At 53.4% G+C, this 23,059-nt stretch carries 18 protein-coding genes; 13 read left to right on the forward strand and 5 right to left on the reverse strand.

The window, feature by feature from the left end; all coding sequences use genetic code 11:
- Positions 1-379: 379 nt before the first annotated feature.
- On the forward strand, positions 380-1,402 hold the full coding sequence (gene epmB / locus ACJJIJ_RS19845) for an EF-P beta-lysylation protein EpmB (protein ID WP_444939594.1): 1,023 nt from the start codon (positions 380-382) through the stop codon (positions 1,400-1,402).
- A gap of 311 nt (positions 1,403-1,713) precedes the next feature.
- On the forward strand, positions 1,714-3,801 hold the full coding sequence (locus ACJJIJ_RS19850) for an EAL domain-containing protein (protein ID WP_444938233.1): 2,088 nt from the start codon (positions 1,714-1,716) through the stop codon (positions 3,799-3,801).
- Between the two features lie 65 nt (positions 3,802-3,866).
- On the opposite strand, the gene ACJJIJ_RS19855 is transcribed toward ACJJIJ_RS19850, so the two are convergent.
- Positions 3,867-5,528, reverse strand: a complete 1,662-nt coding sequence (locus ACJJIJ_RS19855) for an alkaline phosphatase D family protein (protein WP_444938234.1) — start codon at positions 5,526-5,528, stop codon at positions 3,867-3,869.
- A 310-nt stretch (positions 5,529-5,838) separates the two neighbouring features.
- Between ACJJIJ_RS19855 and ACJJIJ_RS19860 the strand changes: the two genes are divergently transcribed.
- Both ACJJIJ_RS19860 and ACJJIJ_RS19865 read left to right on the forward strand, forming a co-directional pair.
- Entirely contained in the window at positions 5,839-7,782 is a 1,944-nt protein-coding gene (locus ACJJIJ_RS19860; protein WP_444938235.1) for a M1 family metallopeptidase, read from the forward strand.
- A 144-nt stretch (positions 7,783-7,926) separates the two neighbouring features.
- Positions 7,927-8,166: a hypothetical protein gene (locus ACJJIJ_RS19865; RefSeq protein ID WP_444938236.1), complete on the forward strand. Its 240-nt coding sequence runs from the start codon at positions 7,927-7,929 to the stop codon at positions 8,164-8,166.
- A 124-nt stretch (positions 8,167-8,290) separates the two neighbouring features.
- Here ACJJIJ_RS19865 and serB read toward each other — a convergent pair whose 3' ends face one another.
- Positions 8,291-9,445, reverse strand: a complete 1,155-nt coding sequence (serB, locus tag ACJJIJ_RS19870) for a phosphoserine phosphatase SerB (RefSeq protein ID WP_444938237.1) — start codon at positions 9,443-9,445, stop codon at positions 8,291-8,293.
- Positions 9,446-9,684: 239 nt separating this feature from the next.
- Here serB and ACJJIJ_RS19875 point away from each other — a divergent pair, with 239 nt between their 5' ends.
- The 7 genes from ACJJIJ_RS19875 (at position 9,685) to ACJJIJ_RS19905 (ending at position 18,113) form a co-directional block, all read left to right on the forward strand.
- On the forward strand, positions 9,685-10,767 hold the full coding sequence (locus tag ACJJIJ_RS19875; protein WP_444908563.1) for a hypothetical protein: 1,083 nt from the start codon (positions 9,685-9,687) through the stop codon (positions 10,765-10,767).
- Positions 10,768-10,895: 128 nt separating this feature from the next.
- Entirely contained in the window at positions 10,896-11,312 is a 417-nt protein-coding gene (locus ACJJIJ_RS19880) for a MerR family transcriptional regulator (RefSeq protein ID WP_444887854.1), read from the forward strand.
- A gap of 134 nt (positions 11,313-11,446) precedes the next feature.
- Complete coding sequence (locus ACJJIJ_RS19885; RefSeq protein ID WP_444908564.1) at positions 11,447-12,616, forward strand: isovaleryl-CoA dehydrogenase; 1,170 nt, start codon at positions 11,447-11,449, stop codon at positions 12,614-12,616.
- A 116-nt stretch (positions 12,617-12,732) separates the two neighbouring features.
- Positions 12,733-14,340: a carboxyl transferase domain-containing protein gene (locus ACJJIJ_RS19890; RefSeq protein ID WP_444938238.1), complete on the forward strand. Its 1,608-nt coding sequence runs from the start codon at positions 12,733-12,735 to the stop codon at positions 14,338-14,340.
- A 71-nt stretch (positions 14,341-14,411) separates the two neighbouring features.
- Complete coding sequence (locus ACJJIJ_RS19895) at positions 14,412-15,209, forward strand: enoyl-CoA hydratase/isomerase family protein (RefSeq protein ID WP_252084285.1); 798 nt, start codon at positions 14,412-14,414, stop codon at positions 15,207-15,209.
- Positions 15,210-15,213: 4 nt separating this feature from the next.
- The gene (locus tag ACJJIJ_RS19900; RefSeq protein ID WP_444938239.1) at positions 15,214-17,214 is read left to right on the forward strand and encodes an acetyl/propionyl/methylcrotonyl-CoA carboxylase subunit alpha; all 2,001 of its coding nucleotides are present in this window, start codon (positions 15,214-15,216) and stop codon (positions 17,212-17,214) included.
- Positions 17,214-18,113, forward strand: a complete 900-nt coding sequence (locus tag ACJJIJ_RS19905; RefSeq protein ID WP_444938240.1) for a hydroxymethylglutaryl-CoA lyase — start codon at positions 17,214-17,216, stop codon at positions 18,111-18,113. The genes ACJJIJ_RS19900 and ACJJIJ_RS19905 overlap by 1 nt, the downstream gene beginning before the upstream one ends.
- Before the next feature lie 317 nt (positions 18,114-18,430).
- Here the strand turns inward: ACJJIJ_RS19905 and ACJJIJ_RS19910 are convergent, their stop codons facing one another.
- From ACJJIJ_RS19910 to ACJJIJ_RS19920, 3 genes are all read right to left on the reverse strand, one after another.
- On the reverse strand, positions 18,431-18,874 hold the full coding sequence (locus ACJJIJ_RS19910; protein ID WP_444938241.1) for a nuclear transport factor 2-like protein: 444 nt from the start codon (positions 18,872-18,874) through the stop codon (positions 18,431-18,433).
- Between the two features lie 172 nt (positions 18,875-19,046).
- Entirely contained in the window at positions 19,047-20,954 is a 1,908-nt protein-coding gene (locus ACJJIJ_RS19915; RefSeq protein ID WP_444938242.1) for a multicopper oxidase family protein, read from the reverse strand.
- Between the two features lie 115 nt (positions 20,955-21,069).
- On the reverse strand, positions 21,070-21,987 hold the full coding sequence (locus tag ACJJIJ_RS19920) for an SDR family NAD(P)-dependent oxidoreductase (protein WP_444938243.1): 918 nt from the start codon (positions 21,985-21,987) through the stop codon (positions 21,070-21,072).
- 209 nt (positions 21,988-22,196) lie between these two features.
- On the opposite strand from ACJJIJ_RS19920, the gene ACJJIJ_RS19925 reads away from it, so the two are divergent.
- Positions 22,197-22,628: a DUF4345 domain-containing protein gene (locus ACJJIJ_RS19925; protein ID WP_444938244.1), complete on the forward strand. Its 432-nt coding sequence runs from the start codon at positions 22,197-22,199 to the stop codon at positions 22,626-22,628.
- A 58-nt stretch (positions 22,629-22,686) separates the two neighbouring features.
- Positions 22,687-22,989 carry a DUF1330 domain-containing protein gene (locus tag ACJJIJ_RS19930; protein WP_444938245.1) on the forward strand — a complete coding sequence of 101 codons (303 nt, stop codon included), beginning with the start codon at positions 22,687-22,689 and terminating at the stop codon, positions 22,987-22,989.
- Positions 22,990-23,059: the final 70 nt, after the last annotated feature.

Genomic DNA, 23,059 nt, shown 5'->3' on the forward strand with positions numbered 1-23,059 from the left:
TCTAATCTCAAGGCCAGTGTGGCGTTTATTTTTTTGTCGATTTTTTTTCGTTGTTTATGTGACAAAGTTGAATAATTGTGAGAGAAAAAATATTTGGCATAGGCTTGGTTTACACTCCTTGTTACTGAAATTCAGGGTGTGGACCTGACTGAACCCGATATTAATTGGCTTTAAAACCATTGTGACTGTGTGGTTTTATTGGTTTTGGATCGGTAACTTTGATCGACAGTTTTCCGCCTTTTGGGTACCGCTATCAGGCTTGGTAGGCCGAATACCTGGAGCGTCTGTGCTGGGAGCAGCTTCTGGTACAATGGCTTCTTTAGTGTTGCTCCCTTCCGTGCGTATTCCTATGGTGAAATCCCCAGCCGTCGACAGCGAAATGATCGACATCTCCGAAGCCCGCCGCTGGCAGGATGAACTTTTAGACTTGATCACTGATCCCGAAGAGTTGATCCGGTTGCTGCAGCTTGACCCGGCGCAGATGCCTTGGGCGCAACGGGCCAATAACAAGTTTGCCTTGCGGGTACCGCGCCCGTTTCTCCGCCGTATACGCCCTGCCGACCCAAATGATCCGCTGTTGTTGCAGGTTTTGCCCGGCGCTGCAGAGTTGGAAGTAGTAGCGGGTTATAGTGCAGACCCGCTAAAAGAAGCTGAGGCGAATCCACTGCCGGGGGTGGTACATAAATATCACGGTCGCCTGCTGTTTATTACAGCGGGACAGTGCGCGGTAAATTGTCGTTACTGCTTTCGCCGGGAATTTCCCTATGGCGATAATCATTTGAATCGCAAACAGTGGTCTGCAGCGCTTGATTATGTGCGCGCACACACAGAGTTGCGCGAGGTGATTTTGAGCGGTGGTGATCCACTGGTATTGAATGATCGCCAACTCGGTTGGCTCGCCGGTGAGCTGGCACAGATCCCCCATCTAAATAAATTGCGCGTGCACAGTCGTGTACCCATTGTGGCGCCGAGCCGCATTACTGATGAGATGCTGTCCTGGTTCAGCCAGTCGCGCCTGAAGCCAGTGCTGGTTTTGCACTGTAATCACGCTAACGAAATTGATGCTGAGGTGCGTGGGGCCCTGCTCAGGTTACGCGAAGCGGGAGTGACTCTGTTAAATCAAGCGGTGCTGCTGCGCGGCGTCAATGATAGCTGCGAAGCCCTGGAGGCCCTCAGCGAAACTCTGTTTGATGCGAGTGTGTTGCCCTATTACCTACATCAGTTGGACAGGGTCAACGGTGCGGCCCACTTCGAAGTGAGTGATAGCGTGGCAGTGGAAATCGTTGAGCAATTGCGCCGGCGTCTACCGGGTTATTTGGTGCCGAAGCTGGTGCGAGAAGTGCCGGGTGTCGCTTCCAAGTCGCCAATAGAGGCTTGCGTCAAACCTTCTAAAGTCGATTAATAAAAATCCTGAGGGGCAGAGGATAGAAAAATGGCGTCAAATTGATCTGTGCTAAATACACGGCAGGGCCTATCTATATAGTGGCTGCCAATCAATTGCGCAGCACAGCCCGCGGGCCAGAAAAGCAGCTGCTGGCCTGCTCAGTGATTACTTATTCGCAAAAAAATACTCTCGGGCTTGTTTTTGGTAGGAAGAATAGTGTGACTTGAATCACGCGTACCACCCAGATGTGCTCTTGTATGCCACCACAGGGGCCCCCTAAACTACCGCATGGGGTTGCGGTGCGCTGCCCTGAATAAATAGAGCAAATAATGAATAGCAACGACACTATCCGACTCCTTCTGATTCACGATATGCCTTCAGAGGCACAGCGCCTGGTGAGCATGTTGCACAATGCAGGTAGGCCCAATCGTGCCCAGCATGTCGCTAATGAAGCGGTTTTTACCCGCTTGCTGCAAGATAAAACCTGGGACCTAGTGATTGCCTCAGAAGGTAGTACTCAGGTTCCTCCAGCAGTAACTCTACGCACTATCAGTAAACTGCAAAAAGATATTCCGGTGATTCTGCTGAGTGAGCGCAGTGGCTCTCAGCCGGTGGTTGAAGGGCTGAAACTGGGCGCCAGGGACGTGGTGACGGTGGATGAAGATCAACACCTATTGTTGGTGATCCAGCGCGAGATGTCGGCTCTCGAAAACCGCCGCCAGGCGCGGCTACACGACCGTCGATATCACGCCACACTCAAGCGGGCTAAAGAATTACTCGACAGCTCCAAAGATGCCATAGCCTATGTCTCCGACGGCCTACTGGTATATGCCAACGATTCCTTTGCCGAGCGTTTCGGCTATGAAACTGGTGAGGATATCGAATACCAACCGCTGATCGATATGTTGGCGGAAAATGAGCAGGAGGGCGCACGGGAATTTCTCAAGCGCTGCGCTATCGACAACAATGAAGTTGAAGCCAAGGAGTGGCAGTTTACTGCCAGAACTGTGAGCGGCGATCCACTGCCCACCCGTGCAGAGGTACTCAGTACGACTTACGAGGATGAGCGCTGTTTGCAAGTGCGCATTGCCAGTCGTCGCGGCGATACTGAACAGCTGGAAGCCCAGCTCAGCGATATTAAAAATCGCGACCCTCTCACTGGCCTATATAACCGCCAGCATTTTTTGCAGCTACTGGACTCCACCATCAAGGCTTCGGCGGATTCACATCGCACCGGTGGCTTAATGTTTATTCAGGTGGATCGCTTTGCTGAGGAGGTGCAAAAAGTTGTGGGTGTGGCTGGTGCCGACGCACTGCAGAAAGCCATGGCCGAATTATTACAGGGCTGCCAGCGCAGCGGCGACACCCTGGCACGTTACAGTGATGACAGTTTCTGCCTGCTGAGCTCCGATACCACGCCGGATAGTATCGAGCTGCGCGCTAAAGACATACTCAAGCGAATTGCCGACACCATTTTCGATGCTGCCGGCAAGACCCAGCAGGTGACTGCCTCGATTGGGATTTCATTACTGAGCGAGGCCTCCAGTGGCTCCCAGCAGGTGCTGGAGCAGGCACAATCGGCCCATAAACAGGCCCTCGGCGAAGACGCTCAGGGCGGTGCTTTTGCCCTTTATGAGCCGGATACCGAAAACGGCGCCGATGCCGGTACCTATCACCGTGCCCGTGTGGTGCAGGCGCTGGAAGCGGGCAACCTCAAGCTACTGTACCAGCCGATCCTGAGTCTGCAGGGCACCGGCGAGCAGATGTACGAGGTTTTAGTACGTATGCTTGATGAAAAAGAGGAACTGGCGCCGCTGGCTTTTCTGCAGGAGCTGGGTGATGCGGGGTTGTCTGCAAAGATGGATCGCTGGGTGATCCTAACCGCGATCAAGGCCGCAGCCGCCGCTAGGGCCGAGGGCAAGGAGGTGTCGCTGTTGTTGCACCTCACTACCGCTTCACTACTCGATAACAGCCTGCCGGCCTGGCTGGGGGTGGCCTTCAAGGCCGCCAAGTTGATACCCGCTTCGGTGGTATTTCAGTTGCGCCAGGAGGATATCACCAGCAATTTACACGCTGCGCGGGACTTCACTACCCAGGTACAGCAGATCGGCTGTCGTGTTTCAGTCTGTCACTTCGGTACCGGCCTGAACCCGTTTAAGGCGCTGGAACATGTGAAGGTGGATATCGCCAAGATCGACCCGTCATTTGTGCGCGAAGTGCAGGACGAGGGCGAGAGCAGCGATACCCTTGCAGGGTTGGTACAGCGCCTGGGTGAGGCGAATACCAAGGTGATCGTGCCCCATATCGAGCAGGCCAGCATGTTGCCCACTCTTTGGCAAACCGGCACTGACTATATCCAGGGTTACTATGTGCAGGCTCCGGCAGATGAGATGAATTTCGACTTTAGCCTGGATTGATCCGGCTCTTAATTGGCGAGAGAAAACCGCGCGACTCGGTGGGCCGCGCGGTTTTTTTATGCCGCTTAAACCTGATAGCGGCTGCGCAGGGCGGCAATGGCGTTGCGCGTCAGAGTGGCATAGCCTGGAGCCGGTGCAGGCACTTCAGCGGGAGCATTACTCTCACTCCAGGCTCTTTGTATGTGGTTGGCGCCGGCCTTTTGCTTATAGATTCGCGCCAGGTTGGCGTTGTAACTCTTACTGGTGACAGTATCCACATGGTACCAGTGGGCTTTGGTGCGAGAGTGGGATACATCCATCAGCAGGTAGCCGCGCTGGGTTACGTCAACCCACTTCAGATGAGGAATCAGTCCATCCATGGCGATGGCGGCTACATCAGTTAAATGGGACTTGTCCAGGAAGCTGGAGGTCACTCCCGGGGTGACAAACTCGCCGCCCAGGGCACCGCGGCCGGTTAGGCGGCCGTACTCGAGAATATTGAATGGATTACTGGCCAGGTCCCAGGCCCAGGAACTGTGGATATCTCCGGTGAGCACGACAAAATTGTCGATATTGTGGTTGCTGATGTGATCGAAGAGGCGCTCGCGGGAGGCGGTGTAACCATCCCATTGGTCCATATTGATCGACAGAGCTTTGGCCAGAGTCAGTTGCGCCATCATCACTTGCTGCCCCAGTACCCGCCAGCGCACACCGTCCGCTTGGGATTGCGTCAGGCCGCTGTGCAACCATTGCTCCTGTTGTGCGCCGAGGATACTGCGATCGGGATTATCGGCGGTCTTCTGGTCGAACCAATTGGCCTGCTCGTCACGCGCGGCAATTCGCGTATCCAGCATCATCAAATCCATCAGGTTGCCAAAGCGGAAGCTGCGGTAAATGGCCTTGTCACCAAATAAATCGAGGATGCCGTTATCGCGGATTGGCATCCATTCAAAGTAGGCCTGGTTTGCCACAGAGCGGCGCACCGCCCAGTCGCCTTCGCCGTCTTGGGGGTTGTGGTTCTCCGCACCACCGGCCCAGGCATTGTTGGTGGTTTCGTGATCGTCCCATACGCAAATAAACGGGTGCTGGCGGTGGACTTCCTGTAGATCGGGGTCTGAGCGATATTGTGCGTAGCGCTGGCGATAGTCCTGAATATCCACCATTTCCTTGGCGGGAATTGGCTCGCGTCCGAGACCGCTACCGGTGCCAAAACCACCGGGACCATATTCATAGATGTAGTCGCCCAGGTGCAGTACCACATCCAGATCGGCGCGCTGGGCGATCTCGCGATACACATTGAAGTAGCCCATCGGGTAATTGGAGCAGCTGGTAACGGCGAAGCGCAGGCGCTCCACATGACCGGTGGGCAGGGTGCGGGTGCGGCCGATCGGCGAATCGATACCGTTGGAGTAGAAACGGTAGTAGTAACTAGTGCCTGCCTGCAGTCCTGATGCGTCCACCTTGATGGTGTAATCCACTTCTGGGCCGGTGTGACCACTGCCGCTGTTAACCACCATGGCCATTTCCGGGTCCAGTGCGATCTGCCAGCTATAGGGCACCATGGACTGGAAGGCGGGATCATCGGAGGGGGTGATCCTGGTCCAGAGAATAACGCGATCCGCTAGGGGGTCTCCACTGGCTACGCCGTGCTGGAATGGCTGCAGGCCAGCCCCATAGGCTTTCAGCAGTGGCAGCGATGCCAGGCCGGCGCTGGAAAATTGTAGAAACCGCCTCCGGGATAGTGACATGGGACTCTCCTTTATGTGCTTGTTTTAGAGGGCCCGCAGTCTGAATAGGGAAAGTGAAGGCTATGTTAATTGATGGGGGGATTTTTGTGTTGTAGGTGCGGATTAGTCAGCAAATTCGTCCGCCAACCGATAAGTTGAGACATATGTCTATTTTTATTGCCCCTGAGAGTACGATCTTCGCTGGCGGTACGCTGTCCCCCTTCATTGTGACCGGTATCCAGCAATGGTCTTTCCCGCTGTCGTTCCGCAAGCGCTTACTCTCGGGTATCCTGTGGCGCAAATTGAAAAGCTGAACCCAGGGAGTAGACCCATGTTGCCCCGTTTACTATGCACCAGCCTGATCGTCGGCGGCCTCGCCGTAGCCTCAGGTTGTTCCAAGAATGAACCGACCAAGGTCGAAGCTGACAGCGCCGCTACGCCGGTAAAAGCGGCTGCGGTGATCGAGAAGAAAAGCGTTGCAGACAAGGCGCCGCAATCCGGTGTGGATTATCACTCCTTCGCCAATAGCAATGACTACCAAGTGCAGCACCTGGATCTGGACCTGACTGTCGACTTCTCCCGCAAGGTACTTGAGGGCGAAGCCAAGCTGGACTTCAAGCGCCTCAACGACAAGAACCTGCCGATGGTGCTCGATACTCGCGAGCTGGAAGTGGTTTCTGTATCGGCTAACGGCGCGCCGGTGAAGTTCTCCATGGGTGAGAAAGACAGCCACCTGGGCACTCCGCTGAATATCGAGCTGCCGGAAGATGCCGACAGCATTACTATCCGCTACCGCACAGCGCCGGGCGCCTCTGGCGTTCAGTGGCTGGAACCGCAGCAGACCGCGGGTAAAAAGCATCCGTTCCTGTTTACCCAGGCCCAGGCGATTCACGCGCGCAGCTTTATCCCGCTACAGGATTCCCCGAAGGTTCGTATCACCTACAACGCTACCGTCCGCACCCCGAAAGAACTGCGTGCAGTAATGAGTGCGAACAACGATCCACATGCGGCCAAAGATGGCGTTTACGAATTTGAAATGCCCCAGCGCATTCCCTCTTACCTGATTGCCCTGGCAGTAGGCGACCTGCAGTTTAAGCCCATGGGTGAGCGCACCGGTGTTTACGCCGAGCCTTCCATGCTGGAATCTGCAGCGGCGGAGTTTGCCGATACCGAATCCATGCTGGAAGTGACCGAAAAGGCTTATGGTCCCTACCACTGGGACCGTTACGATCTGCTGATTCTACCGCCCAGCTTCCCCTTCGGTGGTATGGAAAACCCGCGCCTGAGCTTTATCACTCCGACGGTGATCGCCGGCGACAAGAGCCTGGTAGCCCTGATTGCCCATGAGCTGGCCCACTCCTGGTCCGGTAACCTGGTGACCAATGCCAGCTGGCGCGACCTGTGGCTGAATGAAGGCTTCACCACCTACCTGACTAACCGCATTATGCAGTTTGTCTACGGCGATGAGCGCTACCAGATGGAAATGGCCCTGGGCTATGACGACCTGCAAGCGGATCTGGCTGACAAAGAGCCCCGCGATGAGATTATGGCGATCGACCTGCGCGGCCGTGATCCCGATGAAGTCTTCTCCAATATTCCTTACGAGAAAGGTTCCCTGTTCCTGTATGAGCTGGAGCAGAAAGTGGGCCGCGAAGCTTTCGACCGCTTCCTGATGGAGTACTTCAACCACTTCTCCTTCCAGAGCATTACCACCGAGGATTTCGTTAAGTACCTCGACAAGACCTTGTTGGTTGAGCACGCCGATAAGTTGGATCGAGAGCGCATTCACCAGTGGATTTTCGAGCCGGGTATTCCTGAAGGTGCGCCGCACCCGCAGTCCGATGCCTTCAGCAAGTTGGACCCAGTGCGTCAACAGTGGTTGGACGGCAAATTGGCAGCGAAGGATATCGACACCAAGGGCTGGACCTTCCACCAGTGGAAGTATTTCCTCGACGGTATGCCGGAAAAGTTGACTGAAACGCAATTGAAGGAACTGGACAGCGCCTTTGGCCTGACCCAATCCCGCAATAACGAAGTGGCCTTTAGCTGGCTGATGATTGCCGTGCGCAACGACTATGAGCCGGCCTTCGAGCGCCTGGAGAACTTCCTCACCAGCATCGGCCGCAACAAGTTCCTGCGCCCGCTATACCGCAATATGGTTGAAACCGGCAAACAGGATGTGGCAGCGCGTATTTTTGAACGCGCCAAGGTGGGGTATCACCCGCTGACGGTAAAAGTGAACAGCCTGGTAATCTACGGTAAAAAAGAAGGCTAGCTCGGTCTTCAATACTTGTGCGATTTTGGTGCTGTGCACCAGAATCGCCGCTCTCCATACTGATTGTTGCCAGCGCAACACTGGCCACCTACGAGCTTTCCCTAGCTTTATCTGCCCGTTTTTCCTTTTGCCAAGATTAACTCAATGAATCTGCTAAAGCTGGTTTCGGATTGGATTTGGCTGGCGCGCAATGCTAAAAAAGGCCTGTGTAATCGGTTGTGTAGCAAAGCTGAACAAACTGGTACAAAAGAAAGAATTTTACGTCAATTTTCTGGCATAAAAATCATTAAACTGCTGTTCAAAACGGAACCCATTGCGTACCCTGCTGCTCGAATAAAAATCCATTTAGGCAAAGGGAGGTACCTATGTACAGGCGGATTTTAATATTGGCTTTTCTCAGCCTTTTGGCAGCAGGCTGCGAGTATGAACCCAGTGCCTGCTCGGATAACACTAAGCCGCGCTCATTCCCCTTCCCACACGCGGTGATATAAACCTTTTTGGGACACCTTTAAGAAGGCTGTCCCAATTCCGCAATTTGCTGGTCGTTGAGACCGAACAGGTAAAGCGCCGCATCTAGTCCAAATAGAGTGATAGCTTGCGGTGCCTCCCTGCGGACTTTGGGTTTCGGATGTATGGCGATACCCAGGGCACCCAGGTTCAACATGGGGATATCGTTTGCCCCATCCCCAACGGCAACCACTTTTTCCAGCGGCACTCCCATCTCCTTTGCAGTTTCCCCCAGCAATAACCGCTTGCGCATTCCGTCCACGATAGGCTCTATCACTTCACCGGTGAGCGCGCCCTCGGCGAACTCCAGTTCATTGGCGTATATCAGGTCAACAGCCAGGCGTTCCCTTTGTAGGAAATTGGCGAAGTAGGTAAAACCGCCGGACAAAATGACAGTTTTGCAGCCGAGTTTGCGTAGGCAGTGCAACAGGTTTTGGGCTCCATCTTTTAGTGGCAGTTGCGTGGCAATTTCTGCCAGGCGCTGTTCGGAAAAACCTTTTAGCAACGCCATACGTTTTTTGAAACTATCGCGAAAATCCAATTCGCCGCGCATGGCGGCCGCAGTGATGGCCGCCACCTGGTCGCCGATTCCGGTAATCTTGGCTAGCTCGTCGATCACCTCTGCATCGATCAGAGTGGAATCCATATCGAAGCCAGCCAGTGCCGGTACTCTCTGACTGGTGCCCTCCTGCAAGACCAGATCGGCTCCGATTGCTTCGGCCAGTTGTAGGCAGGCAAAACGTGCCGGGGAAAACTCCAGTTCAGCGCTGAACTGAAAGCGGATGACCGTGCACTCGTGCCGGTGGGCTAGGGTGTCGATGACATCGATATGCCAGTGTTGTTCAGCACAAAAATCCAGTAGGCGCTGCAGTTGTGACAGGGTGGCTGCTGGGCTTAGGAGGGTCAGGCACCAGGGCGATTGCACGTCTGATGGTATCGCGCTGGGTAAATTCAATTGGCAACTGGCGGCGTTCGAAAAGGGGGCTGTATTGTCGTATTCCAACCCCAGCAGTGCATGGCCGCCGCTATAGGTGAGGTAGCGCACAGAACAGTCGAAGTGTGACTGGGTAATTTGTGCCAGGGGCAGATGAAATTCTTGTGCTTTAGTCTCGACGCCCATAGCGAAGGTCCCCAATTTATTCAATAAGCGACGCATTATAGCTCTAGCGGGAATCTTCGTTAAAATCAGCGCCGCAGGTTGGGCCCGCTTATTTATTACAAATTAAAAAATCCCGTATGGAACTATTTTGTTGCGGGATCGACCAACGGCACAGGAAATTACACTGCGTATTATTCGCGCTTTGTGAGGATAAAATTGCGCCAAGGCCCTTGGCCGTGGAGAGTTCCAAAAACGCAAGGTAATAAAAAACAAGGCAAGGTATTAAAGCCGTATTTATGTCTGTATCGATGATTTCCCTTCTGCGCAGGTTGCCAGAGCAGTTTGCGCGTTTATCTAAACGTACCCGCCAGCGTCTGCTGGCTGCGATGATCTGGCTGATACTGGCGCTGTTCTGCAGTGTGGCTCTCGGTCATTACTATGCGCAGCGCCATGCCGATGCGGTGGAGAGAGACCGGGCCTCTGCGCAGGTTGCGGCCAGTTTTCTCGCCGGGCAGAGCCTGGAGCGTATTGTTGCCGATGATCGTATCAGTATGCAGCTGTTGGCCAGGCAGCTGCTGGAATTGCCTGCTATCAGCGGTGTTGCTGTTGAGGATGTGGAATCCAATAGCCTGGCGGAAGTTGGTGATCTGAAGAGTGGCGAGACCATCAGTGTGCCAGTAGTGCTGCATGACAGTATCGCCGGCAATGTTACCGTAGCCCTGATTCCTGGTGCGGACGTCAGCTTTCCCTGGGCCAGCTTATTGCTGACGCTGGTATTTGCCCTGCCATTTAGTGCAGTGGCGGCACTGATGACAGGGGGTTTTTCCGCGCAGCGCAGTTTGCCAGCGGAAGAGCCTCTTTCCTCTGCGGATCTTCCCGAGCAAAAGCAAGACTCTATAGGCCTCTACCTGCGGCCATTGAACTGGGCTCAGTTGACCAACCAATTGAGTCGCAGTGCGCTCGATGGAATTCAGCGGGAATTGGATGGGCGTATGCAGTTGCTACGTCGGATCTACGGTGCCCATCCATTGAGTTGTGCAGGGCCGCAAGTTGGTTTGGGGTTTTCCGGCGCCGATTCGGCGTTTCGTGCGGTCTGCTGTGGCCTGTTGCTGCGGGAGATGCAGAGTGTCAGCCGCGCTACCGGTTTGAAGTTGGCCCTGGCGGTAGCGCCTTGTGAGCCAAGCACGCCAGATTTTTCTGCTGAACAGCTACTAAACCAATCGCGTGGTTTGTTTTTACATCCTGAGTTGCTGGAGGATAGCTCTCTGGCTGGGCGTATTGAGCACCACGGTGCTGGCTGGGCTCTGGAAATCACAGGTCTTACACCCTCCTATCAAAAGTTGCTCGACAATCAGTTGCAACAGCTGTTGGGCGTCTGATCCCTCCCTTCCGATTACTGCGATGGGTTAATGACTGAATAGCCCCTCGCAGTTATTTTTGGCGTTTGCTTTACGTTTACGTCAACGTAAACTCTTGTTAGGCTCTGTTGCGTCTCGAGGAAGTACTTATGAAAGCCAAAGCCAGCATCGTAGAGCCCCAGAGTTACAGTATTTCGGAGCTGGCGCGGGAGTTTGAGATAACCACCCGCGCCATCCGTTTCTATGAGGACAAGGGCCTGCTCAAACCGGAGCGGCATGGTCAGACCCGTGTCTACAGCCCCGAAGAACGTGTACGGCTGAAGCTGATTTTGCGCGGTAAACGCTTGGGTTTTTCCCTCGATGAGAGCCGCGAGATTATCGATATGTACGACCCTGCTCATGGCAATGTAGAGCAGTTGCAGCGCCTGCTGGAGCGTATAGCGCAGAAGCGGGCACAGTTGCAGCAGCAGCTGCGGGATATTGAGAGCCTGATGGGGGAACTCGGTGAAGCCGAGGCCCGTGCACAAGCGGCTTTGGTAAAGAGCCGCAACGAGGAAAGCCCCTAGTTCACCGGTTAAAAATTTCGACAGGCGCCTGCGAAAGCCTGTGACCCGCAGAAGTTTAGCGTGTCACCCGATGTATCGAGTGGTTGCAGGTGCCGTCAGTTTAAAAGACTTATTTAATAATTATTGGAGTCACTATGAACACCTCCTACCCAACCTTGAATTTCGGTCTCGGTGAAGACATCGATATGCTCCGCGACATGGTTTACAAGTTCTGCCAGGCGGAGCTGGCCCCGCGCGCGGCGCAGATCGATGAAGACAACCTGTTCCCCGCGGACATGTGGAAAAAGTTTGGTGAGCTGGGTCTGCTGGGCATGACCGTGGAAGAGGAGTTCGGCGGTTCCAATATGGGTTACCTGGCACACGCTGTGGCCATGGAAGAAATTTCCCGCGCCTCCGCTTCTGTGGGCCTGTCCTACGGTGCCCACTCCAACCTTTGTGTAAACCAGATTCGCAAAAATGGTACTCGCGAGCAGAAGCTCAAGTACCTGCCCAAGCTGTGTTCCGGTGAACATGTAGGCGCCTTGGCTATGAGCGAACCGAATTCCGGTTCTGACGTAGTGAGTCTGCAACTGCGCGCGGAAAAGCGCGGCGATCGCTTTGTTTTGAACGGCAATAAAATGTGGATCACCAACGGCCCCGATGCTGATACCTATGTGATCTACGCGCGCACCGAGCCGGGTATCAGCTCCGGCGGTATTACCGCATTTATCGTTGAGCGCGGTTTTGCCGGTTTCTCACAGGCGCAGAAACTCGACAAGCTGGGTATGCGCGGTTCCAACACCTGTGAGCTGGTGTTCGAAGACTGTGAAGTGCCGGAAGAAAATATTCTCGGTGAGTTGAACGGCGGCGTACGCGTTTTGATGAGCGGCCTCGACTACGAGCGCACCATTCTCTCCGGTGGCCCTGTCGGTATTATGCAGGCCTGCCTGGATGTGGTGGTTCCTTATATCCACGAGCGCAAGCAGTTCGGCAAGGCCATCGGCGAATTCCAGCTGATGCAGGGTAAGATCGCCGATATGTATGCCGACCTGAATGCAAGCCGTGCTTACCTCTACGCCGTGGCGCGTGCCTGTGATCGCGGTGAGGACTCGCGCAAGGATGCCGCCGCAGTAATCCTGTTTACTGCAGAGCGCGCAACCCAGATGGCCTTGCAGGCTATCCAGACACTGGGCGGCAATGGCTACATCAACGAGTACGCCACCGGTCGCCTGCTGCGCGATGCCAAGCTCTACGAAATCGGCGCGGGCACTTCTGAAGTGCGTCGTATGCTGATTGGTCGCGAGCTGTTTAACGAGACCCGCTAAGGCTGGGCATTTCTTCTCGCTGCCGGCGCCTGTCGGCGGCAGCTGTCTCCACGGACATTACGGCGGTAAGCCGCGCTCCGTAGAGGTCTTTTCTCCGGGAAAGTGAATCGGACTTTATGAATCAGTTGCAGAGCAAAATAAATACGCGCGATGCCGCCTTTGGCGAAAACCGCGAGCAGATGCAGGCGCTGGTGGCAGACCTGCGCGAAAAAGTGGAAGCCATCGCCCAGGGCGGCGGCGAGCGCGCACGGGAAAAACACCTGGCGCGAGGAAAATTATTGCCACGGGACCGTATCGATGCGCTGCTCGATCCGGGTAGCCCCTTCCTGGAATTTTCCCAGTTGGCCGCTCATGAGGTTTACGGTGAAGATGTCCCGGCTGCGGGTATTATTACCGGCATCGGCACCGTCTCTGGCCAGCCTTGTGTCATCGTCGCCAACGATGCCACGGTAAAAGGCGGTACCTATTACCCGCTCACGGTAAAGAAACATCTGCGCGCGCAGACCATTGCCGAACAGAATAATCTGCCGTGTATTTACCTGGTGGATTCCGGTGGTGCCAATCTGCCGCGCCAGGACGATGTTTTCCCGGATCGAGAGCACTTCGGTCGCATCTTCTTTAACCAAGCCAACCTGTCTGCACAGAATATTCCGCAGATTGCGGTGGTTATGGGGAGCTGCACCGCCGGTGGAGCCTATGTGCCGGCCATGGCAGACGAATCCATTATGGTGAAAGAGCAGGCCACCATCTTCCTGGCGGGCCCGCCCCTGGTGAAAGCGGCCACCGGTGAAGAAGTTTCCGCGGAGGAACTCGGCGGTGCCGAGGTGCACTGTCGCACTTCCGGGGTTTCTGATCACTACGCCAATAACGACGTACATGCATTGCAGTTAGCGCGTCGCTCTATAGCGCGCCTGAATCGTATCAAGAATCCCGGCCTGGATATCCAAAAGCCAGTGGAGCCGATTTATCCACCGGAAGATATTTACGGTGTGGTGCCTAAAGATTCGCGCCAGCCGTTTGACGTGCGCGAGATTATCGCGCGGGTTGTGGACGGATCTGAGTTCGATGAATTTAAAGCGTTGTACGGCACCACCCTGGTAACCGGTTTTGCCCGTATCCAGGGCTACCCGGTGGGAATTGTTGCCAATAACGGCATCCTGTTTGCGGAGAGTGCGCAGAAGGGCGCGCACTTTATAGAGCTGTGTGCGCAGCGCAAGATTCCATTGGTTTTCCTGCAAAATATCACCGGCTTTATGGTGGGCAAACAGTACGAGGCGGGCGGCATCGCCAAACACGGCGCCAAGATGGTGACCGCTGTCGCTACCGCCAAGGTGCCCAAAATTACCATCCTCATCGGCGGCTCTTTCGGCGCCGGTAACTATGGGATGTGTGGCCGCGCCTACGATCCCAACTTCCTGTTTATGTGGCCCAATGCGCGCATCTCGGTTATGGGGGGAGAACAAGCCGCTGGCGTACTGGCCCAGGTGAAGCGCGACCAGATGGCGGCGCGAGGTGAATCCTGGAGCGAAGAGGAAGAGCAGCAGTTTAAGCAGCCGATTGTGGATAACTACGAACATCAGGGGCACCCCTACTACGCTTCTGCACGTTTGTGGGATGACGGCGTTATCGACCCGGCGGATACCCGCCGCGTGCTAGGCCTGTGCCTGGCGGCGGCCAGCCACAAAGAGCCGGAAGAGACCAAGTTCGGCGTGTTCCGTATGTAAGGAACTGTGGTTGCGGTGCCGCGGGCTACCCCGGTGCCGCTAGAGAGAAACGCCCCAATCGAGGAATTACAATGAGCGATAAATTGCTGTGCGAAGTGGATAGCGAGGGCGTGGCCACGGTCACCCTGAATCGGCCGGAAATCCACAACGCTTTTGATGATGAACTGATCCACGAGCTGGCCACCACCTTTGACACTCTGGCGCAAAATCCTGCTGTTCGTGTGTTGGTACTGGCTTCCAATGGCAAGAGCTTTTCTGCCGGAGCTGACCTCAACTGGATGAAGCGCATGGCGACTTATTCAGAAGAGGAAAACCGCCGCGACGCGGCCGCGCTTGCTGCCATGCTGTACAAGCTCGACACTTTCCCAGCTCCCACCATTGCGCGAGTACAGGGCGCCGCTTTTGGCGGGGCCGTGGGTCTGGTGAGCTGCTGTGATATGGCCGTGGCCTCTGAGCGCGCCAGCTTCTGTTTGTCGGAAGTCAAAATCGGGTTACTGCCCGCTACCATCAGCCCCTATGTCATCAATGCGATCGGCACTCGCCGCGCGCGCCGTTACTTTGTCACTGCGGAGCGCTTCTCCGCCGAGCGCGCAGAACAGATGGGTTTGATATCTGAAGTCTGCGCCGAGGGCGAGCTGGACCTGCATGTGCAGAAATTAGTGAATGCCATTGCCGATAATGGCCCCAAGGCGGTCGCCATGGCCAAGCAACTGGCCATGTCCATGTCCAACCGGGTTATCAACGATGAATTGCAGGGCCAGACCAGCGCGTTGATCGCTGCCGTGCGTGTGTCGCCGGAAGGGCAGGAAGGGCTAAGTGCGTTTTTAGAGAAGCGCGCACCCAAATGGATGAATGGCGGCGAAGGATAATTTTATGATTCGCAAACTGTTAATAGCTAATCGCGGCGAAATTGCCTGCCGTATTATCAAGACCGCCCGCCGCCTGGGGGTGGCCACTGTCGCCGTCTATTCCGATGCGGATGCCGACGCCCTGCATGTGCAGATGGCGGACGAAGCGGTACACCTGGGCCCGGCGCCGGCCAGGGATTCGTATCTGGATATCGACAAGGTATTGGGTGCTGCCAAGCAGACTGGTGCCGATGCCATCCATCCGGGTTACGGCTTCCTGTCGGAAAATGCCGAGTTTTGCCGTGCCTGCGATAGCGCCGGCATTATTTTTGTCGGCCCGCCCACCGGCGCGATTGAGGCGATGGGCTCCAAGTCCGCCGCCAAACGTATTATGGAAGAGGCCAATGTGCCCTTGGTTCCCGGTTACCACGGCACCAACCAAAATGAAGAGCTGCTGGAAGGTCACGCCAATCGCATCGGTTACCCGGTATTGCTGAAAGCTGCTGCCGGCGGTGGTGGTAAGGGTATGCGCCGTGTCGACAGTGCCGATGAATTCCACGAAGCTCTGGCCGCTGCCAAGCGTGAGGCCATGAATGCCTTTGGCGACGACATCATGCTGCTGGAGCGCTATGTGGTGAGTCCTCGCCATGTAGAAATCCAGGTGTTCTGTGATCAGCAGGGCAATGGCGTCTACCTGTTTGAGCGGGATTGCTCGGTGCAGCGCCGCCACCAAAAAGTAGTGGAAGAAGCTCCCGCACCGGGCATGACTCCGGAGCTGCGCGCCCGCATGGGTGAAGCGGCCCTGCGCGCGGCCCACGCGATTGGTTACGTGGGTGCCGGCACGGTGGAATTCCTGCTGGATGCCAGCGGTGCCTTCTACTTTATGGAAATGAATACCCGCCTGCAGGTGGAGCACCCGGTTACGGAAATGATCACCGACCAGGATCTGGTGGCTTGGCAGCTGTCAATTGCCGCTGGCGATACCCTGCCCATGAGCCAGGATGAACTGCAGATCAACGGCCACGCCATGGAAGTGCGCATCTACGCCGAAGACCCGGACAATGATTTCCTGCCGGCAACCGGCGTGTTGGTGCGCCACCAGCCCCCGGCGGAAGGCGAGGGTGTGCGGGTGGATACCGGTGTGCAGACTGGCGATGAAATCAGCGTGCATTACGACCCGATGATCGCCAAATTGATCTGCCACGGCCGCACCCGCAAAGAAGCCCTGGCCAAATTGGATCGCGCACTGCGTGATTACCAGATTGCCGGTGTGCGCCACAATATCGAATTCCTGCGCCGAGTGATCAATCACCAGGCATTTGCCAGCGGTTGTATTTCGACGCACTTTATCGAGGACTACGAGGCGGAAGTACTGCATCAGGAGCAGACACTGACGCCGCTGAAATGTGCTGCTATTGCCGGTTATTTGCAGCAGCGTGAAGAGCGCGTTCTGCGCAATAGCGCACCTCAGCGGGATCCTTTCTCTCCTTGGCACAATGGTGATAACTGGCGCAATGCTCTGGCTGGCAGCCGCACCCAGACGGTGGACTACCGTGGCCAGCACGCTCAAATTCGCTTTGTTGCGGAGGGCGATAGCCTGCGCTGGACTTGCGATGCCTTGCCTGAGGAACAGAACAGCGGTGAGATTCGCCTGCTGCCAGAGCGCGACTTGATGCTGGTGGATGGCCGTCGCATGAGTTTCTCCGCCGTGGATACCCGCGATGGCGGTGCTGTATTTATTGATGGCACCCAGGTGGAATTTAAGTTGCTGCCACCGGATATCGGCGAGAGTAATGACCAGGCCCACGGCCTGGATGCCCCCATGAACGGCACCATAATTTCGCTGCTGGTTGAGCCCGGCTCTACGGTAGAGAAAGACCAGCCACTACTGGTAATGGAAGCCATGAAAATGGAACACACCCTGCGGGCTCCAGCAGCCGGCACCGTGCAGCAGTTCTTCTGCGCCGAAGGTGAGCTGGTGGATGGCGGTAGCCTGCTGGTGGATTTTGCCGGGGAGGAGCAGTAATGACTTTGCCCAAGCAAGTCAAAATCGTCGAAGTGGGCCCCCGCGACGGGCTGCAAAATGAAAAGCAGCCTATCTCTGTGGAGACCCGTATCGCGCTGGTGGACAAGCTCAGTGCCAGCGGACTGTCGGTTATTGAAGCCGGCAGCTTTGTCAGCCCCAAGTGGGTACCGCAAATGGCCGCCAGTGAGGAAGTGCTGGCGGGTATCCAGCGCAAAGACGGTGTTATCTACAGCGCGCTCACGCCAAACTTAAAAGGCTATGAGCGCGCAGTGGAAGCCAAAGCGGATGAGGTCGCCGTATTCGGCGCGGCCTCAGAAGCCTTCACCCAGAAAAATATTAATTGCAGTATTGCTGAGAGCCTGGAACGCTTCCGTCCACTGGTAGAAAAAGCCAAGCAAGACGGTATACCCGTGCGCGGATACGTATCCTGCGTACTTGGTTGCCCCTATGAAGGCGATATTGATCCGGCCAAAGTGGCAGAGGTGAGTGCCGCTCTATTGGAAATGGGTTGCTACGAAATTTCCCTTGGCGACACCATCGGTGTCGGCACCCCGGAATCCGCCAAGCGTATGTTGGAGCAGGTAATGACCCGTGTACCTGTGGAAAAACTTGCGGTGCATTTCCACGATACCTACGGCCAGGCACTGGCCAATATCTACGCGGCCTTACAAATGGGGGTTGCAGTAGTAGATTCCGCCGTAGCCGGCCTGGGCGGCTGCCCCTATGCCCGTGGCGCTTCCGGTAATGTTGCCAGTGAGGATGTACTTTATATGCTCAATGGCATGGGTATTGAAACCGGCGTGGATTTACAGTTGCTGGCAGAGGCTGGGAACTTTATTTCTGAACAGCTGGGGCGGGAGACTAACTCCCGTGTGGCTAAGGCTTTGGTGCCCTGCTGAGTGAGTAGTGGGTTCCCTCCAGAGAGTGTTTTTTCTGGAGAGAACCTTTTAGAGAATTTTAGAATCATTTTTGTCAGAGCTAAAATAAACAGGGTTGCCTGTTCTAAGATATTTTGCCTCACCCCTGTTCAGTTAATTCTTAAATTTCAATCCTTAAGAGTCTGCTCAGCTTCCCGTTTCTAGAAATAATATTCCCTCTTGTTTGTTGATTTTTATTGACAGAAATTAACGATATGCAGAGTGGTAGATTTCAAAAGAAAGAGTGGTAGATTGATAGGCATGTATAGAGCTCTATAATCTAACATTTCATTAGATTCCTATTTCCAGTATTCAATAATCCTAGAAATCTGATCACCCTCAAATTCAAATACTGTTAAGTGGTTAGAGGTAACGCCTTGATAGGTTTGTTGCCGCTCAAGTGAGACTGCTTTGTAACCAGCGATGATTGATATAATTTTATATCTAGCGCCAGTCATTTGATATTCTCCCTCCTTTAAATACTTTATTGAGTTGTTGTATAGGTGCTCTCTGGTGTAGGTGCCGCCATAAACTTCATGGATATAGATAAAGTCGTCTGTGTAGTGAGAAAATAGTTTGTCGATATCTTCGACTGTCGATCCCTTCATCAGCATTTTGTTTTGTAGCTCATTGATAAGGACAGCTTTTTTCTTCAATTTTTCCTTTGTTAATTCCGGTATTTCAGTGGCAATTGCCCCTGATGCCAGTGTAAAAAATAATAATATTATTAGTTTTTTCATCATAATTACTTATTTTGTACAGATCAATTCTGAGTTATTGTTGGTTTTCTTGGATGATTGTAACCATTGATAATGTTGTTTGGTTCTATTCTTTTTCTTGCTGTCTTATTTATTGTTCGGCTTATCGATTAGTTTTTAGGTGTTTACTCTTTATCTGAGATTAGAGGTTAATAGATTACTGGTTGTTTATTGGCTTTGGCGCCAACACCATAAACGGCCTCATCATATCGTAATCCTCATGGGAGAGTAGATGGCAGTGCCATACATAGAGTCCCTCGCGGTCGAAGCGGGCTATTACCCGTGTTACTTGGCCGGGAAGGGCGATGACCGTATCTTTGGGGCCGCTTTCTTCTGCTTGTGGTGGAAGGGGTTTTCCCTGTAGAGATTCTATTTCCAATCGTGCACCCTGAAATATCTTATCGGTATGCATAAATTTCTGCGGCTTGGGGATAAGTTTGCCTTTAAAAGGCTGGCGATCCAGTATCTGGAATTCCACCAGATGAATATGGATTGGATGAGCCGATACTGTAGGGTTGTATATCTCCCAGATCTCAACAGCGTTGTGCTGGATTATTTCTGTAGTGGGGTCTTCAAAAAATAGGGAGCCCTCCTTTACTGGACCTAACATGAGTAGATTGCGGCCGTAGGGATCGTCCAACCGGTAGGTGGCAAGTTGTCGTGTACGACTGGCTTGGTTAAGCCTATTAAGTGGGGTGCGCAAGGGAGTATTTAGGGTGAGTTTTAAATCTCCAATGGTATTTTTAATCTCTGATTTCTGTTTATTAGAAGTGGCGTCTGTAGATTTCGGAGCAATATGGAATTGTAGGATCTGGCCTGTAGTATTTGGATCGGTAGCTGGTGTGATACCGCCGCGCCCATCGCTTAATACGCGTTTACCATCCGGGTTATAGACAAGTGGAATTGAACGCTTTGGATCATTGGCCTCTACAAAGCCTTTAAAAGGGACATCCGGTCCAAAGTTTCGCAGTGTTAGTTCACGCTCTTCATAACCACTGAAATCTACTAAAACATCTGCTCGCTCTGCGGGTGCCAATGTCAGCTCATCCAATTTTTCAGGATGATCGAGAAACCCGCCGTCACCGCCGACTTGTACAAAGGGGATATTTTTGTCGATCCTGAGTATCAGTGTGCGGGTATCGGATGCGTTGAGTAACCGCAATCGATAGACGTGTGGAGTGACACTAGCTTTGGGCCAGGTCATGCCGTTTACCAGAATAAAATTGCCAAAAAATTCGTCGAGATGGGATGGGTTGGGCCAATTATTCTTAACTACCTCATGGGAAACTGGTGATGGAGGCTGGTCCCTCCAGCCAGGAAAATACAGTTGCCCATCGGAGCTAAACAAGCTATCTGTAATTGCGGCTACAAAAGTGCGCTCTTGCGCAGGGAGCAGTTTCTCCTGTATCAGACGGTCTTCATTGTCATCGCCAACCAGGTAAAAACCGAATAAACCTGCGTAAACATTAAGGCGCGTCATGCCCAGGGTGTGGTCGTGATACCAGATAGTGGCGGCATCCTGGGAGTTGTCGTATTCGTAAATCCTTTTCTCAAATAATGATCCCGTCTCACGATAATTGCGCGTGTACCAAGCGAGGGGGTTGCCGTCACTTTTCCACTCTGTATGCCCGCCGTGAAGGTGGATAACCATAGGTACAGCTTTTGGATCTTTTACGTCGGCGAGGTGAATGGATCGATCCACAGGAAATAGATGCGGACCCGGTAGCTCATTGGCCCAGTGTACAAATACCGGTTGGCCTTCTCGGGCGCGAATAGTAGGGCCAGGAGAGTGGATGCGACCTGCATATTCAAAACCCCAGGCCTTTGTCATTAAACGTTTGCCTTCCTTATCCCGTAGCCCCATCCAAACTTCAGTGGGGCGGGCGGGTAGTTTAATCGGGGCTGAGCCCTGAGGGCGGATTTCTACGGGTATTGGCAGTTCATTGACGAATTTATCCACAGTTGCTGGATCCAGCAGCCGCAGGGGAGTTGCTTTAGCCACATCTTCAGCAGCAGTCAGGGCAAGGGGAATTAACAGCAGCAGGGAAAAGATTACCCGAAACATTGGCTGTTCTTAGCTGTGAGTATTTAACAGTCAAGTATAGGTAAGCAGGTGGTTTCGGTGGAGTTAACTTGGACTTCAGGCAAAGGCGCGCAGGGCCCCTCCCTGATGCGACCCTTCAGTAGATAAAGCGATTGATCGCCGTTTTGGCATTGTCCTGATAGGTAGGATTGTCCAGGTCCGGGAAAAGCTTCCGCTGTTCACCAAGAGGTCCAGTTAATCCGCGTTCACTACCGTAAAAAATACCTGTGCGGAAGGATGCTGTATCCAGTAGGGCATTGATATAGCGCTTGGCGCCTATTTCTACTTTGTGGACTTTGCCAAGTAGCAGCATAATCTGCATCATGCCCTTCATCATATATTGCTTGAATAACGACAGTGTATTGAAGCCCTCTGTGCCTACCGTAGCCCCTGGACTCATGGTTACGAAGCGGATATGGGGGAATTCCCGCGCCATGGAAGACATCCATAGGGCGCCCATATACTTTATCGGACCATAGGGTACCGTAGCGTCTTTGGTACTGGCATAGAGCTTTCCTTCACAGATCTGCATAAATTCCTCCACAGAGGCGCTTTTCAGGTCTGGTCGCTTCATACCCATCTCTTTTACGCCGCGAGCGGCCTCGGAGCCGGCATAGATAGCAGTTTGGGTTAATTTATTGGCTTTCAGTAACTCGTTAGTCAGTAGAGCATGCCCAAGCAGGTTGACGGCGAAAATTTGTGTGACTCCTTCGGGGGTCTTGTTGTAAAACTCTTTCCCCCCGGTACCGCCAGCATTCATAACCAGCGCATCAACTGGGGAGTCCAGGTTCTTAACTGCCTCTTTCACAGATTGTTGATCCGCGACATCGATCAGCAATACTTCGAAGATATTCCTGCCTGTTACCGACACCAGATCGGCTTGGGCTTCCTTGGCTTTGTGCAGATTGCGGCAGCCGAGATAGATCTTGTTAATCTGCTGGTATTCCGCCAGTTGCTTGGCGCACTCCCTGCCTAAGCCTGCATTCGCTCCGGTAATCAAAACACTCTTAATCATCTTTCTGTCTCTGTGGATATTGGGAACTGGTGCCCGGATATGGATATACCCGGCTGTTGGAGAGAAAGATAAGCGGTTAAGCGCCTCGTCTTTTGACATTTCTTGCTGTCTTAGTGGGATACCAAGACCGCAAGAAATATCAAAAATAGGGCCTTACTGGCCAATATGATTAGGTCATCACTCCAAATACGGCAAACTAAGGTGACACTATGAATCAGGCGAGTTCTATAGAAAGAAAAATTTTCCAATTGTTAGTGATAGCGCTAGCGGTGATCTGTTTTGTACCCGGTGGTATCAGTGCATTTGGAGGGCTGAATGGCAGTGCTGCTCTGAGTGGTGGTGCTATGATTTTTGGCCCGGATAGCCCCTTGAGAGGATTTGGGGATAATCAATATCGATTTGCCTTTGGTGTTTTCTTTGCCCAGGGATTGGTTCTACTGTATTTCCTGAGCAATATCGAAAAACATAAAGCATTGTTTTACTTCGTGGCTTTATCCCTCTTTATTGGCGGTCTGGGCCGCTTAAGCAATATTCTGGAATTTGGATTGGTGGATGATCAGGTCTTACCCCCTACGATTATTGAGCTTGCGATAGTTCCACTTCTGGTTTTTTGGCATAGGCGAGTAGCCTCTCAAAGTTAGTCATTAGAAGCTCTTAGTTAAGCAACTAAAATTTATTTACACTTAAGAGGTTATTACTTTGTTACCAGTATTTTTACATATAGAGTCTTCACCAAACTTACAGGAATTGCAGGCTCTTCAGCAGTATATAGGTCTGGCACCGCAATTAATGCAACAGTATGGGGGGGTGCTTATTGCTTCTTATGATGTGGAAGAGGCCCTGGACGGAGGTCGGTCACCAAGGGCATTTGTTGTGGTATCTTTTCCGGATCGGGAGGCGATCTATGCATTCTTTAATGATCCAGCCTACCAGGCGATTATTCCTTTGAGGGACAAAGCATTTGCCCATTTACGCTTTTTTATCACTAGTGAGCGAATTTAATTTAAAGGCATACTAAACCGGGAAGGTATTGTTCGAAAATTTCACCGTCCCAACGTTGACTGGCAGTAAA

The organism is Microbulbifer mixtoriginis (SeqCode) (assembly GCF_052467945.1).

What these genes read in the sequence shown, in the direction of transcription:
- ACJJIJ_RS19885 (WP_444908564.1), top strand. Translation starts at nt 11,447, where the DNA reads ATGAACACCTCCTACCCAACCTTGAATTTCGGTCTCGGTGAAGACATC.
- ACJJIJ_RS19920 (WP_444938243.1), bottom strand. Translation starts at nt 21,987, where the DNA reads ATGATTAAGAGTGTTTTGATTACCGGAGCGAATGCAGGCTTAGGCAGG.
- ACJJIJ_RS19860 (WP_444938235.1), top strand. Translation starts at nt 5,839, where the DNA reads ATGTTGCCCCGTTTACTATGCACCAGCCTGATCGTCGGCGGCCTCGCC.
- ACJJIJ_RS19900 (WP_444938239.1), top strand. Translation starts at nt 15,214, where the DNA reads ATGATTCGCAAACTGTTAATAGCTAATCGCGGCGAAATTGCCTGCCGT.
- ACJJIJ_RS19905 (WP_444938240.1), top strand. Translation starts at nt 17,214, where the DNA reads ATGACTTTGCCCAAGCAAGTCAAAATCGTCGAAGTGGGCCCCCGCGAC.
- ACJJIJ_RS19855 (WP_444938234.1), bottom strand. Translation starts at nt 5,528, where the DNA reads ATGTCACTATCCCGGAGGCGGTTTCTACAATTTTCCAGCGCCGGCCTG.
- ACJJIJ_RS19865 (WP_444938236.1), top strand. Translation starts at nt 7,927, where the DNA reads ATGAATCTGCTAAAGCTGGTTTCGGATTGGATTTGGCTGGCGCGCAAT.
- ACJJIJ_RS19925 (WP_444938244.1), top strand. Translation starts at nt 22,197, where the DNA reads ATGAATCAGGCGAGTTCTATAGAAAGAAAAATTTTCCAATTGTTAGTG.
- ACJJIJ_RS19875 (WP_444908563.1), top strand. Translation starts at nt 9,685, where the DNA reads ATGTCTGTATCGATGATTTCCCTTCTGCGCAGGTTGCCAGAGCAGTTT.
- ACJJIJ_RS19890 (WP_444938238.1), top strand. Translation starts at nt 12,733, where the DNA reads ATGAATCAGTTGCAGAGCAAAATAAATACGCGCGATGCCGCCTTTGGC.
- ACJJIJ_RS19910 (WP_444938241.1), bottom strand. Translation starts at nt 18,874, where the DNA reads ATGATGAAAAAACTAATAATATTATTATTTTTTACACTGGCATCAGGG.
- ACJJIJ_RS19880 (WP_444887854.1), top strand. Translation starts at nt 10,896, where the DNA reads ATGAAAGCCAAAGCCAGCATCGTAGAGCCCCAGAGTTACAGTATTTCG.
- ACJJIJ_RS19915 (WP_444938242.1), bottom strand. Translation starts at nt 20,954, where the DNA reads ATGTTTCGGGTAATCTTTTCCCTGCTGCTGTTAATTCCCCTTGCCCTG.
- ACJJIJ_RS19895 (WP_252084285.1), top strand. Translation starts at nt 14,412, where the DNA reads ATGAGCGATAAATTGCTGTGCGAAGTGGATAGCGAGGGCGTGGCCACG.
- ACJJIJ_RS19850 (WP_444938233.1), top strand. Translation starts at nt 1,714, where the DNA reads ATGAATAGCAACGACACTATCCGACTCCTTCTGATTCACGATATGCCT.
- serB (WP_444938237.1), bottom strand. Translation starts at nt 9,445, where the DNA reads ATGCGTCGCTTATTGAATAAATTGGGGACCTTCGCTATGGGCGTCGAG.
- epmB (WP_444939594.1), top strand. Translation starts at nt 380, where the DNA reads ATGATCGACATCTCCGAAGCCCGCCGCTGGCAGGATGAACTTTTAGAC.